Annotated in this window: 8 protein-coding genes; 2 read left to right on the plus strand and 6 right to left on the minus strand. The window is 66.5% G+C overall.

Annotation, left to right across the window (positions count from 1 at the left end; all coding sequences use genetic code 11):
- From ACIRA7_RS10745 to ACIRA7_RS10760, 4 genes are all read right to left on the minus strand, one after another.
- Positions 1-311, minus strand: a 311-nt coding sequence (locus tag ACIRA7_RS10745) for a neutral zinc metallopeptidase (protein WP_396220840.1), incomplete at its 3' end; no start/stop codon positions are given.
- Positions 312-327: 16 nt separating this feature from the next.
- Positions 328-2,319, minus strand: coding sequence for a DUF3857 domain-containing transglutaminase family protein (locus tag ACIRA7_RS10750; protein WP_396220841.1), 1,992 nt, complete (start codon positions 2,317-2,319; stop codon positions 328-330).
- A 56-nt stretch (positions 2,320-2,375) separates the two neighbouring features.
- The gene (locus tag ACIRA7_RS10755; RefSeq protein ID WP_396220842.1) at positions 2,376-2,768 is read right to left on the minus strand and encodes an HNH endonuclease; all 393 of its coding nucleotides are present in this window, start codon (positions 2,766-2,768) and stop codon (positions 2,376-2,378) included.
- Positions 2,769-3,015: 247 nt separating this feature from the next.
- A complete protein-coding gene (locus ACIRA7_RS10760) occupies positions 3,016-3,501 on the minus strand; it encodes an HIT family protein (RefSeq protein ID WP_396220843.1) in 486 nt (161 codons plus the stop codon).
- A gap of 155 nt (positions 3,502-3,656) precedes the next feature.
- On the opposite strand from ACIRA7_RS10760, the gene ACIRA7_RS10765 reads away from it, so the two are divergent.
- Positions 3,657-5,783 (plus strand): thiamine pyrophosphate-dependent enzyme, encoded by a 2,127-nt coding sequence (locus tag ACIRA7_RS10765; RefSeq protein WP_396220844.1) that lies wholly within the window; start codon positions 3,657-3,659, stop codon positions 5,781-5,783.
- 66 nt (positions 5,784-5,849) lie between these two features.
- On the opposite strand, the gene ACIRA7_RS10770 is transcribed toward ACIRA7_RS10765, so the two are convergent.
- Positions 5,850-7,811, minus strand: coding sequence for a polysaccharide biosynthesis protein (locus ACIRA7_RS10770; protein ID WP_396220845.1), 1,962 nt, complete (start codon positions 7,809-7,811; stop codon positions 5,850-5,852).
- Between the two features lie 186 nt (positions 7,812-7,997).
- The gene (locus tag ACIRA7_RS10775) at positions 7,998-10,595 is read right to left on the minus strand and encodes an SLBB domain-containing protein (protein WP_396220846.1); all 2,598 of its coding nucleotides are present in this window, start codon (positions 10,593-10,595) and stop codon (positions 7,998-8,000) included.
- 243 nt (positions 10,596-10,838) lie between these two features.
- Between ACIRA7_RS10775 and ACIRA7_RS10780 the strand changes: the two genes are divergently transcribed.
- Positions 10,839-13,793 (plus strand): prolyl oligopeptidase family serine peptidase, encoded by a 2,955-nt coding sequence (locus tag ACIRA7_RS10780; protein WP_396220847.1) that lies wholly within the window; start codon positions 10,839-10,841, stop codon positions 13,791-13,793.
- The last annotated feature ends 51 nt before the right edge of the window (positions 13,794-13,844 follow it).

Genomic DNA, 13,844 nt, shown 5'->3' on the forward strand with positions numbered 1-13,844 from the left:
CCCGGGATGAGCGAGTGCCACGATGCCTGCGCCGTATCGAGCACGAACGACACGAACTGCACCATCTGCTCTTCGCCGGCGTCGGCCACCGGCGCTTGCTGCACGGCCGGTGCCATGTCAGCACCCGGCACCCCACCACTGAACTCGGTGAGCAGATCGCGTTTGAAGATCAGGCTCAGCACCAGCAGAATCACGGTGCCACCGAGGCCCAGCTTCATGCCACCGCCGCCACCGCCGCGAAATCCGCCACCACCGCTCGCGCCACGACGATCCTCGAGATTGTCACTGCGTCCACCCGGGGTCCAACGCATCTGTCTCTCTCCGCGATTACGGCGCCGCTGCCGGCTTCACCGTTAAAAAGTCCTGATCATCGGCACCCACCGTGCGCAGCCATACCAGCACCTCGGCAATGCGCTCGGGGCCGAAAATACCACGCTGTCCCTGCAATCGGCGCACCTGCCGCAACTCACGTCCATTTTGCGTCCAGGTCGAACTGTAACTGCCGAAGAAGCTCGTGGCCGACACGTTCGCCGGGAGTTCGACCGTCCAGCCGGGCGGCAGCGTCACGATCCACTCGGTCACATTGGCGATCGGGGGCAGAATCCGGCTCGCATCGATCGGCAGCTGCCGAGGGCCACGACTCTCGAGCTCGCGCAGCGCCGTGCGGAAACTCCGCGCCGGTCCGCGGATCACCGATGGCACCGCCAACAGTTTGGTCGATCCGATCGTACGGATCATCTCGTCGGCCGATACCGCATACGCAAGCTGCGCGGGCGCCGAGAGATCGCGGCCGTCGAAAACTACCAGCGAATCCACCCGCAGCTTCCCAGTCGCTTCAGCACCGAAGATGCGCTGCGTGAGCGATCGCGACAACGCCGCGCGGCGCGTGGAATCGAGCGGCGTGCTCAGCCCCACTCGGAGCCCGTACGTGGGCGCCCCTTCGGCCCGCTCCACCGCGCGCCCCGACGCCCGTCCATCCGCCTCGAGCTGCATGGTGAGTTGAAACGATGACACGTTGCGCTCCGCGGGTCGCACGGGCAGCGTGATCCGCTGCGCCGCGCCATCGTCAGCGATCAGGAGGGCAAAACTCCCCTGATACGTCTCAGGCAACTCGCCGTACGGCATCGACTCGGCGGTGAGATCGGTATACACCCAATTCGCTCCGTCGCGCACGGCGGCGATGGCGTGATTGAACTGAAACACCGTGGGCACGTTGGGATCGGGACGCTGCGCCAGCGACAGCAACACCGGATTCGCCGCGATGCGATACCGCCGCAGCGCCGCCACGAACAGCGTCGCTTTATCCTTGCAATCGCCGAGCGCGGTGGAGAGCACGTCGTCGGGCGTGCGCGGTTGATAACTGCCCGCACCGAGGGCTACCGATAGGTACCGGATGTCCTGCGCCACGAAGCGATGGACCGCGCGGATGGTGTCGAGCTTCGTGCGGGCACCACTGGCAGATACGAGCGAATCCAGGCGCGAGGCGGCGCTCACGCTGATCGCGTACCGATCCTTCGACAGTCCGTGATACCATCTCGCTACCTCGGTCCACGTGCCGCGCGGCCCCACCGTGATCGTTTGCACCACGCCATTCGAATCGGCCGCGAACGGTTCGCCGCGAACACCCAGCTGATCGCTGGCCGTCCATGTGTAGCGGCGACGCCCGTTCGCGATCTCGTCGCGACGCGGCACCGTGAGGTTGCGCTCCACGATAACCGGCGCGTACCCCTCGGGCACATCGAGCTCGATCAGTGAGCGCCGGATAGCCACCGGGCCGTTCAAGCCGGCGCGAAAGAGAAAGTCGCCCGGCCGCGGCGGCCCGGATTCCTTCACGGTCCACGCGATATCCACCACCGTGCCCGCCGTGACGCCCGCCAGCGACAGGCGACGCACGCGCTGATCCTGGTAGATCGGATTCGCCATCGCCGCCGGCACATCGGCGTCCTGCATCTGCGCCGGCTTGTCGCTGACGACCACGCCCGAGGTGCGCAGCACGCGCACCCACTCAATGGTCAACGTCTGATGCGATGACGCAAACGCAAACGCCTGCTCGGCCAGGCCGCGCGCGGCGCTCTCGTCAATGACCTGTACCACCCGCCGGTTGCGCTGCTGCCAGCGTCCGTCGGCCTCCACGCGAAAGCTCGATTCCTGCAACAGCACCACGACGGGCTGCCCCGTCGCGCGCGCCGGATCGACGGCCAGCCTCAGCACCGAATCGGACGAAACGAGGGGCAACGGCGATGGCGGCAACGACACCTGCGCCGACACGGTGCGCGCGCACGACACCGCCAGGACGCTCAGCGCCAGAGAACGAAGCATACGGAATGGTCGCATCCCCGCGCCCCCGGCGCGAGGTCAACGACGCGAGGGCGACCTTACGCCGCCATCAGATCTTCTCGCGCGAAGGCCAGGCTGACCGCGCGCCTCGCCCCACGCTTGAGGGCGCGATGCACCGATCGGGCGTGTCGCACGAAATTCGCCCCCGCCCAGGGATGGCGCGCGAAGAAGTCGAATGGGAGCATATCGCCTTTGAGCCGATTGCACGGGCCGCAGGCCGTGACCAGGTTGCCCGGGTCGTGCGCCCCGCCACGGGCCAGCGGCACCACATGATCGAGTGTGGCGGTGCGCTGATCGAGACGCGCCGCACAGTAGACGCACCGTTGGCCGCAGTCACGTAGGGCGGTGCGCCGCATGGCCTTCTTGGCGGCCACGTGCGCCGCGATCTGGGGCCGAAGTGACGACGCCCCGGCGGAGGCGGTAAGCCTCACGACGGGGCGTGGAGTACGGTCGGTTCGAACGAGCCGGCGTGATGAGGGCCGGGATGGTGCCGACGGGTGGGCCGTACGGCGTGGACAGGAACTCCCGCGAGTGGAACGCATCATCCTCCTGGAAAACCGGGTGGACACGCACACCAAAGCCAGATCGATCACGGCGTCGCTCTTTCGGACTCTGCGACGATACGATCACGTTCCTGCTGCCGTCAAGACGAAAACCAGACCGTTACACCATGGGTGCCTAGCCCTTCATGCCGCTATTCGACAGCGGGTCACGCAGCATACTGCCGATGCGGGCCGCCATGCCGTCCAGCTGCTGACGGTTCGGCATCGGGGAGCCCGGGAACGGCAGCGGCACATCGAAGCCGTCGCCCTCGCGGCGCGGGATCAGGTGGATGTGGTAATGCATCACGTTCTGGCCAGCGGCCGCGCCCGAGTTCACGACGATGTTCATGTCGGTCGCGCCCGACGCCGTCTGCACCCGGGGGATCAGCTTGGCCGCCACCATGTACAGGTGGGCGCCCACATCCTTGGGAATGTCCTGAAGGACTTCGTAGTGCTCACGTGGGACGACCAGCACGTGACCGGGGTTGACCGGTTGAATATCGAGGAAGGCGATCGCGACCGCGTCTTCGTAGCAGATCGACACTTCGCCGGCACCGCGAATCAGATCGCAGAAGGTGCAGTGGCCGCTGGACGGCGTCATGGGAGCAGTGGGTGCGTGCATGGGATGTCACCTGAGAGAAGAGACCGTAGGCGCAACCTGCCGAAGAAACCGACGTCCGGCAAGCGCTCCATGAACTCGGCCGAAGAATGTCTCATCTGCTCGGGAACCGCGCTAAGTTGAGGGGTTCGCCGTCTCCAGCCCTTCAGATCACTTCGATGGCCACTTCGACCCGCCCGAGCCGCCCCCGCAAGGGAGCCGCCGCCGAGCCCGCGCTCACCCGTGAGCAGTTGGTGAACGCCTACCGCGTGATGTATACGTCGCGCCGGTTGGACGACAAGGAGATTCAGCTCAAGCGCCAGAATCGGATCTTTTTCCAGATCTCCGGCGCCGGCCATGAAGCCGTGCTCGCGGCGGCTGGCTTGGTGCTGCGTCCGTCGTACGACTGGTTCTATCTGTACTATCGCGATCGGGCCCTCTGCTTGCAGCTTGGCATGACGCCGGCCGAGATGCTTTACAGCGCCGTCGGCGCCGCCATCGATCCGAACTCCGGTGGTCGGCAGATGCCGAGCCATTGGGGGCAGAAGAATCTCAACATCGTGTCGGTGTCGTCGCCCACGGGAACCCAGTTCCTGCAGGCCGTCGGCAACGCCGAGGCCACGCTGCGCGCCGCACAGGGCCAGCTCAGCGACGGGTTCCCCGGCGACGACGTGACGCTCGTCACCACCGGCGACGGCACGACCAGCGAAGGGGAGTTCTGGGAGTCGCTGAACACCGCGTGCAACCTCAAGCTGCCCGTGGTCTACCTCGTGGAAGACAACGGCTACGCGATCTCGGTGCCGGTGGAAGTGAACACCGCCGGCGGCTCGATCTCGAAGCTCGTGGCCTCGTTCCCGGGGCTGTACATCGAAGAAGTGGACGGCTGCGACTTCCTGGCGTCGTACGCCGCGCTCGACCGTGCCGTCGCCTACGCGCGCGAGCGCAAGGGACCGGCCTTCGTGCACGCCAAGGTCATCCGCCCGTATTCACACTCGCTCTCCGACGACGAAGTGTTCTATCGTCCGCAGGATGAGCGTGAGGCCGACGCCGCACGCGATCCGCTCACGACGTTCCCGCGGTATCTCGTGGCCGAAGGGCTCGCCACCGAACACGAACTGCAGGCGCTGCGCGACGCGGTCGACGCCGAGGTGCTCGCGGCCACCGACGACGCGCTGGCCCAGCCGCAACCGGGCGCCGACACGGTCACCTTCGGCGTGTACTCGCCGGATGTCGACCCCACCGCCGAACCATTCGATACCGAAGACGATCCGCAGTTCGCGGGCGAGCCGACCACGATGGTGGATCTGCTCAACGCCTGCATGCGCGATGAGATGGCGCGCGACGAACGCATCCTCGTGTTCGGCGAAGATGTGGCCGACGTGTCGCGCGAGCAGCACCTGGGCAAGGTCAAGGGCAAGGGCGGTGTGTTCAAGGTGACGCACGGCCTGCAAACCAAGTTTGGCAGCGGCCGCGTATACAACTCGCCGCTGGCCGAGGCGAACATCATCGGTCGCGCCATTGGTCTGGCCCATCGCGGCTACAAGCCGGTCGTCGAGATTCAGTTCTTCGACTACATCTGGCCGGCGTTCATGCAGATTCGCGATGAACTCGCCACGATGCGCTGGCGCTCCAACAACGCGTTCAGTGCGCCCGTGGTCATCCGCACCACGTACGGCGGCTATATCCGCGGCGGCATCTATCACTCCCAGACGGGGGCGTCGTTGTTCACACACACCCCTGGCCTGCGCGTGGTGTGCCCCAGCAACGCGCTCGATGCCAACGGCCTGCTCCGCACCGCCATTCGCAGCGAAGACCCGGTGCTCTTCCTCGAGCACAAGCACCTGTACCGTCAGACGTACAACAAGGGCCGCTATCCGGGTCCGAATTTCATGATTCCGTTCGGCAAGGCGAATGTGCTGCGCGAAGGCACCGACGTCACGCTGGTCACGTACGGCGCCACCGTGCAGCGTGCCCTCGTGGCCGCCAACCAGATCGCCGAGGAGGGCGGACCGAGTGTGGAGGTCATCGACCTGCGCACGCTCGCGCCGTGGGATCAGGAAACCGTGTTCAACAGCGTGAAGAAGACCAGCCGCGTCATCGTGGCCACCGAAGACTCCCTCTCGTGGGGCTACGGGGCGGAGATTGCCGCGAAGATTGCCGACGACTGCTTCGCGTGGCTCGATGCGCCGGTGAAGCGCGTGGCCAGTGCCGACGCGTTCGTGGGCTACGCCCCGTCGCTGGAAGATGCGACGCTGCCCCAGGTCGAGACCTTCAGGAAAGCATACCTCGACATCGTCAGCTTCTAAGGGCACGCGGGACCGAGACGAAGCCCCACGACACGCCATGCGGCGCTGTCGTGGGGCTTTCTCGCGTCAGGCGACCAGGGTGAGTTCCCGAGGCACCGGATGGCGTGTGCCGAGTGCGATGTACTCGGGGACCAGCTCCGCGAGCCGCTGCCGCAGCACCGTGTCGTCCTCGCGGCGCATCGCCGCCTGCACGAGCGCTTCGACGTTGGCATGGACGCCCGCCGGCGGGATGCCGAGACGCGAGCAGAGTACGGCGTGGTGCGAGGTGGGCTGCAAGCTTTCGTCGTCGCGCGAAAGCTCCTCGAACAGCTTCTCGCCAGGCCGTAAGCCCGTGAAGTGAATCTCGACGTCATCACCCACGCGCAGTCCCGACAGCCGAATCAGATCAGAGGCCAGATCGACGATCTTGATCGGCTCCCCCATGTCGAGCACGAACACTTCGCCGCCCGTGCCAAGCACCGCCGCCTGCAGCACCAGCTGCACCGCCTCGGGGATCGTCATGAAATAACGCTGCATGTCCGGATGCGTGATCGTGATCGGACCACCAGCACGGATCTGCCGAAGGAAGGTGGGCACCACGCTGCCACGGCTGCCCAACACATTGCCGAAGCGAACACTCACGTAGTTCCGGCCCGTCGACACCGCCGCGCGCTGTACGAGCAGCTCGGCGATGCGCTTGGTCGCCCCCATGATGCTGGACGGATTGACCGCCTTGTCGCTCGAGATGAGGACGAACTGCGGCGTGCCGTGACGCACGGCCGCGTCGACCAGCGTGCGGGTGCCTTTGACGTTGTTCGTGATCGCCTCGGCCAGATTGTCCTCCATGAGCGGCACGTGCTTGTGCGCCGCCGCGTGGAACACGGTGTTCGGCTGATGCTGGCTGAAGATCGCGTCGAGCCGCGTCTCGTCACGAATATCGGTGATGAGACAGGAGAGGGGCAGCGACGGAAAATGCGCGCGGAGCTCCTGCTGGATTTCGAAGATGGAGTTCTCGCCGTGGCCCAACAGCAGCAGATGCGCCGGGGCATTACGGGCGATCTGGCGGCACAACTCGCTCCCGATCGATCCCCCGGCACCGGTCACGAGCACGGTCTGCCCTTCCACGATCCGACGTACGGCGCCGAAATCGGTCTGCACCGACTCGCGGCGCAGCAAGTCTTGAATTTCCACCGGGCGTAGCTGATTCACGCCGACCCGTCCGGACAGAATCTCGCCGATCCGCGGCATGGTGCGCGTTTCCACACCGGCTGCCGTGCAGATGCGGACGATCTCGCGGATCTTGGCGCCGGGGGCGCTCGGCATCGTGATGATGACGTGCCGTATGCCGTGGGCGCGGATCTGCGCTTCGAGGGCACTCACCGGACCGAGAACGCGGAGACCGCCCACGTGCAAGTGGTGCTTCAACACGTCGTCGTCGAGATAGCCGATCGGGTGGAGTCCCATCGACGGATTCTCGCGCATCTCACGCGCGGTGTTCCGACCCGACGCGCCCGCGCCCAGAATGAGCACCGGCAACTGGACCGTTCGATCCCGACGCTGGCGACGGTGCAGCGTCCAGATCCGTGCCATTAAGCGCGGTAGCGTGAGCGCCGCGATGCTCCACGTCGTATGCGACGAAATCACCGAGAGTGGCAGTCGGGTGGACGACAGTCCGAGCACCGGCAACACGAAGACCGCCAGCATCACGTTGGCGATGGCCGCGACGAGCACGGCGGCCATCATGGCCGTGAGCTCGTCGATCGACGCCATATTCCACGCGCGACGATACAGGCGGAAGGCGGCCATGCTGGCGATCCAGAGCGGAAGCGCCAGCAGCAGTTGATAGCCCGCGGCTCCCCGCCAGGCCGAACTGATCCAGTCCAGTCCTTCGAATCGCAGCGTCCAGGCAAGCGCCCAGACCGCGGTCAGCAACGTGACATCGAGCACGAGCAGTTGACTGGACGTCAACCACGGCGCCTTGCGGCTCTCGATGAGCGACCCGGCGATCGGCGTTTGGTCGGGTGTCAGCACAGTGGAGCGGGGGGTCATAGAATGTTTGGTCCGGGTCCCAATGCGGCATCACGATATCGCGACGCCGCCAGCAGCCCAACACGGCTCTCCGATGGCACCCCTTCGCCCACGCCGGCCAGTGGCATACGGGAAGGAGTATCGGGACGGAGAATCGCGGTCTTGAGGCGCGTGATCGGAGCGCGGTGCCCCGACCGACGCGTTACGCTAGTTCGTTCGGCTCAGCACCACCGCGATGGTCACCAAGCTGCCCAACACCTGCGTCATCGTGCTCAGGAATTGCATGACATCGCGCTTGTCAGCCGGATCGCGGGACGGCACGACGATCTGACTGCCGGGCCGAGGCGTCGGTTGCGTGGAGATCACGCCCAGGTACCGATGCTTCGTTTCCACCTTGCCGTTCGCTTGCACGACGTACGGTCGCTTCGCATCGGCGTTGCGCGTGGCACCGCCGGCCGCGCCGATGTAATAGGACATCGATGCGCCCGGCTCGTACGGAATGGCCACGGCGGAGTTCACGGCCCCGGACACCGAGACCAGCGCGTTGTAGCGCGGCACGTGCACGGAGTCGCCGTCAATCAACAGCAGGTTGTCACGATCGTTCGGGTTCTGCAGCACACTGGGCAGGTCCACACCGACCCGTCCCACCGCGTTCTGTCCGCGATAGAAGGCGACTCCGGCGGCGTAGGCCGCCGGCGTGAGTCCGCCGGCCCGGGTAATCACGTCGGAGAGCCGCTCGGTCTTCGACGTCAGGGCATACGTCCCCGGAAACTGGACTTCGCCCGAGAGGGTCACCACAGACTGCATCTGCCAGTCGGGCTGACGCAGCACGAGGACATTGTCGTACGGCGACAAGCGCGTTTCGCGCACGGGCGTGGCCGCGGCCGGCGAGTCGAGCACGTACGACGAATCGAGCGGCACACGGAACGTGATGGCCAGCTGCCCCAGCGTTCGCCGTTCGGGGAGCCGTGCGATTTCGGCCTCGTCCAGCGAGGCACTCGGCAGCAAGCCGCCAGCCAGCAGGATGAGATCACGCATCGTCATCCCTTCCCGATACGTGTACTGCCCCGGTACACGCACCGCGCCACTCAAGGCGACGTACTGCGGCGCTCGGAACTCCGTCAGCGAGAAGACCGAGATCTCGTCATCTTCCTTCAGCGGCACCGGCGTGGTCGCCGTCCCATCGGTGCGCAACGTGGCGCGAATCTGCTCGCGCGTGGAGTCGGCGCGCAGGCGCGAGATGATGACGCGTCCGAGATACGTGTCGGACTTGATGCCGCCCGCCTGGCGGATGGCGTCATCGAGCGTACTGGCCCGGTCGATGCCTTGCGGGCCCGGCTGCCACACGTTGCCGGTGATCATGATGCGTCCACGCACCCGGTTCGAGACCCGGGGGACGTCCACGAGGTCGCCGGCTTCAATCGGGATCCGAACGGCCGTCGCCCCCTTGCCGGCCTCCGGCATGCTTACATCGAGCACGAGGCGATCGCTGCCTTCGGCGGTACGCTGCGTGGGCGGCACGATGCGCTCGATGCGAATGCGTCGACGCGAGGCATCGTCGGTGAAACCGCCCGCCGTCGCGACGAGGTCGTCGAGGGACTCGTTCGGGCGCAGCTCGTACGTGGCCGGACGCAGCACGCCGCCGCTGATGCGGACGCGGGCCCCGTGCGTGGGAACGAAGAGCACATCGCCGTTCTCGAGCCGCACGTCACCATTGGCATCGCCGCGCAGCAGATAGTCGTACACATCGAACCGCTGCGTCGGCTTGCCGCGGCGACGGATCTCCACCTGTCGCAGTGATCCGCGTTCGCTCGGCCCGCCGGCGGCGTAGAGCGCCGTGAGCGCGGTGCCGGCGCTCGAGATCCGGTAGCTGCCAGGCTGCTGAACGTCGCCGACCACGAACACCTGATTACTGCGCAACCGCGCCACGCTCACGGAGAAGCGCGTGCTGCTGCCGATGCCCGAGTACACGCGCTGGAGCCGTGCGCGCAGCAGGACATCGAGATCGCCCAGCGTGAGGTTCGCCACCGGCACGGTGCCGACGACAGGGATCACCATGAACCCTTCGCGGGTCACATCGAGCGTATAGGCTGCCTCGACATCGCCGCTGAGAATGAGCACGAGCTGATCGCCGGCCCCGAGCTTGTACGAGGCATCCACCGGTCCGCCGGCGTTCGCATCGAACATCGTCGTCGGCTGCGCAAAGAGCCCGTAACCGAAGAGGGTGGATCCGTCCGGGGCGTAGCTGATGCCGAGCCGTGATGTGTCCCCCCCAGCGCGCGCCGCGCTTGGGGCGTCGGGGGAGTCGAGGGAGGTTGGGGAGCGGGTACCTGCAGGCATGGCCGCGGCGCCGGGAGCGCCGGGGATGCCGGGAGCGCCGAGGATGCCGGGTGCGCCGGGGGTGCCCGGCGTGCCCGGGGCGCCGGTACGACTGCCACCCAGCGCGATGCGGCGAAGCGCGACGGCGTCGGTCGAGTCGACGATGCCGAGTGCGCGCACGGCGCTGATCAGCGAATCGGATGGGGGAGCCACGCCGCCGACCGTGGTGCCGCCCATCACCTGCTCCAGCAGCGACTCCGGATAGCCGGCGGCGCGCAAGCGCGCCCGCAGCTGTTCGGCGGAGAGCCCGGAGGCCTGGATGCGCTGCCGCAGTTGCGCCACCAATTCGGGGCGCCGCTGCACCAGATCCTGCGCCTGCGCGGGGGTGGGGAGATTCGCCGGCAGCGACTGGGCATGGACCGGCGCGACCGCCGCGCCAGCCAAGAAGCTCGCAGTGAGCGCCAGAAGCACTCGGGAACAGGCCATCGTCACAGTTTCTGATAGAGAGAAAGGTCGTGCGTCGGTGAAAAGACGAACGACCTTCCGGGGCTGTAACAGCCCGTCGCGAAACCGTGATGGTCCCTGCCGCGAGGTACCGGGGCGGCTTCTGCTTGAACAGGCCGCCCAGCGCCGGCCTTGATGGCCTCCGTGGCGGCGGTCCCCGACAGGTGGCGGTCGCCAGCCCGGGCCGTAGCTTCCCCTCCGTCCACTCTCACCCTTGGAGTCCCCATGTTCGTTTTCCCGAGGCGCCCCCTCGCCATCGGTGCGCTGCTGCTCGCCGCGCCCGCCGTGCTCCTCGCTCAGTCCACCGGCTCCGCTGCAGGCGCCCGTGGCGGTGCGGCACGCGCCATCACCCCGACCGACATTTCGGCCTGGAAATCCATCCGCGGCGCCACTCTCTCGAATGACGGCGCGTGGTTCGCCTACACGGTGGCGCCGAATGAAGGCGACGCCGACGTGGTGGTCCGCCAGACGGCGGCGGGTGGCAAGGAATACCGGTTCCCTATCGGCGAGGCGCCCGCGGCCGCGGGTGGGCCACCGGGCGGTGGTGGTGGCAGCGCCTCCTTGCAGCTCTCCGGCGACGGCAAGTGGGCCGCGATGCTGGTGTATCCCAAGGCGGCCGACCAGAAGCGCATGCGCCGCGAACGTCGTGCCGTGCAGTCGAAGCTCCGACTGGTGAATCTGGCTACCGGCGAGGCGCGCGAATTCGACAAGATCCGGCGCTTTGCGTTCGGCGGTGACACACCGAAGTGGGTGGCGATGCAGGCCTACGCGCCGGAAACGAACGGCGGCGGTGGGGGCGCCGGCGGCGGTGGCGGCCTGCCGGGCCCGGGCGCGCCGGGAATGGGCGGTAACCCGATCGGTGGCGGCGCGGGCCGCGTGGAAGGCACCGACCTGTTGCTTCACGAGCTGGGCACCAACGCCAGCTTTAACGTGGGCAACGTGGGCGACTTCGCATTCGACGACAAAGGTCGCTGGCTCAGCTACACCATCGACGCACGCGATCAGCTCGGCAACGGGGTGCAACTGCGCGATCTCGCGACCGGCACGGTGAAATCGATCGACGCCGGCAAGGCGTTGTACCGCCGCCTGGCGTGGACTGACAGCTTCCCCGCGTTCGCGTATCTCAAGGGCACCATCGACAGCGCCGCGACGGATACCACGTGGTCGGCCGCGGCGGTGTCTCGCGTGGGCACGCCCACGCAGCAGATGATTTCCGTGGGCGGTAGCGGCACGGCGGCCCTCCCCACGGGCATGGAAGTGAGCCCCGAGCGTACACCGCGCTGGCTGGAGCAGATGGACGGCCTCGCGATCGGCCTCCGCGTGGCCACGCCGCCGGTGCCCAAGAGCGAGCAGCTGGAAGACGACGATCGTCCGTCGCTCATCTTGTGGCATGGCAAGGACGCGCGATTGCAGTCGCTGCAGATCGTGCAGGAGAACGCCGACAAGAGCTTCTCGTTCCTGGCCACCTACCTGCCGGCCACGCAGAAGGTGGTGCAGCTCACCGATGACGTGGTCCGCACCGGCGCACTCGGCGCGCGCGATCGCTACGTGCTCGGCAGCGACAATCAGGCGTACGAGCGCCAGAGCAGCTATGACGGCGTGCAGCGTCGCGACCTGTATCTCATTGATGCCCGCACGGGCACGCGGGTTCTGGTGAAGAAGGATTTGCGCGGCACGTCGTCACTGTCGCCGGACGGCAAGTCGGTCCTCTTCTGGGATGACGGCAACTTCCACGCGTACGACGTGGCCACCAAGGCCATCGCCAACGTGACAGCGGGCGCGCCGGTGTCGTTCATCGACACCGAAGACGACCATAATGTGGATCGACCCAGCACCAACATCGTGGGCTGGAGCAAGGATGGACGCTTCGCGCTCATCAGCGACGACTACGATGTGTGGCGCATCGGCATGGCGGGGAAGAGCTGGGCGAATCTCACGGGGAACGGTCGCGCCACTCGCACGCGCTACACGCGCGTGATCAACACCGACCCGCGCGAGCGTAACATCGACCTCGCCAAGCCAGTGTACATGGCGGCCATGCAGGCGCTCACCAAGAAGGAAGCGATCGTGCGCATCGATCCGGCCAAGGCCGGCGCGGTGGCGATCACCGGATGGCGCGATGCCCGTCATGCCCCGATGAAGGCGCGCGACGCCGAGGTGTGGGTGTCGTCGATCCAGACGTCCACGCGCTTCCCCGACTACTGGCGCGTGAGCTTCGGCAACGGCGCGATCGCCGACTCGGTGCGGCTGTCGGATGCCAACCCCAACCTGAACGGCGTCGCGTGGTCAGCCGGCTCGCGGCTGGTGAGCTACGTGACCGAGAAGGGCGACTCGCTGCAGGGCGCGCTGTACCTGCCCGCCGGCTACGAAGAAGGCAAGAAATATCCGACGCTGGTGTTCATCTACGAATTGCAGTCGGACAACCTGAACAGCTTCTACTCACCCACGTTCTCGAGCTCGCCGAACGCCCTCATTGGCGTGCACAACTCGCGCGGCTACGCGGTGTTCCTGCCGGACATCGTGTACAAGGTCAACGATCCGGGCATGAGCGCGGTGTGGAGCGTGGTGCCGGCGGTGAGGGCGGCGATCAAGACGGGCGTGGTGGACTCGGCCAACGTGGGGCTACACGGCCACTCGTGGGGCGGCTACCAGACGGCGTTCCTGATCGGCCAGACCAACATCTTCAAGAGTGCCGTGGCCGGTGCACCGCTCACCGACATGGTGAGCATGTACAGCTCGGTGTACTGGAACTCCGGCAACACCAACCAGGGGATCTTCCAGAGTTCGCAGGGCCGCTTCAAGGGCAACTTCCTGGACAACAAGGACGCCTACGAGCGCAACTCGCCCAATCGCTTCGCCGACAAGGTGAAGACGCCGCTCATCATCTTGCACGACGACAAGGACGGCGCGGTCGACTTCAATCAGGGCATCACGTTCTACAACACGCTCCGTCAGCTCGACAAGGACGTGATCCTGCTGGAGTACGTCGGCGAGAACCACGGCCTCGCACAGCTGAAGAACCGCAAGGACTACGACCTGCGTCTGATGGAGTACTGGGACAGCTACCTGAAGGGGGAGAAGGCGCCGGAGTGGCTGGCCAAGGGGATTCCGCGGCTCAAGCTGGAAGAGCATCTGCGCGAGCAGAAGAAGAAGCTCGAGGGGAAGAAGATCGCGATGTAGTCTTCGTGTTTGGTGGTGTGCTTGCGGATAGGTGGTGAAGCACCGAGGGTC

This window comes from Gemmatimonas sp. (assembly GCF_044376735.1).
GTDB lineage: Bacteria > Gemmatimonadota > Gemmatimonadetes > Gemmatimonadales > Gemmatimonadaceae > Gemmatimonas.

Coding starts and splice junctions, on each gene's coding strand:
- ACIRA7_RS10750 (WP_396220841.1), bottom strand. CDS start 2,319: ATGCTTCGTTCTCTGGCGCTGAGCGTCCTGGCGGTGTCGTGCGCGCGC.
- ACIRA7_RS10760 (WP_396220843.1), bottom strand. CDS start 3,501: ATGCACGCACCCACTGCTCCCATGACGCCGTCCAGCGGCCACTGCACC.
- ACIRA7_RS10765 (WP_396220844.1), top strand. CDS start 3,657: ATGGCCACTTCGACCCGCCCGAGCCGCCCCCGCAAGGGAGCCGCCGCC.
- ACIRA7_RS10770 (WP_396220845.1), bottom strand. CDS start 7,811: ATGACCCCCCGCTCCACTGTGCTGACACCCGACCAAACGCCGATCGCC.
- ACIRA7_RS10775 (WP_396220846.1), bottom strand. CDS start 10,595: ATGGCCTGTTCCCGAGTGCTTCTGGCGCTCACTGCGAGCTTCTTGGCT.
- ACIRA7_RS10780 (WP_396220847.1), top strand. CDS start 10,839: ATGTTCGTTTTCCCGAGGCGCCCCCTCGCCATCGGTGCGCTGCTGCTC.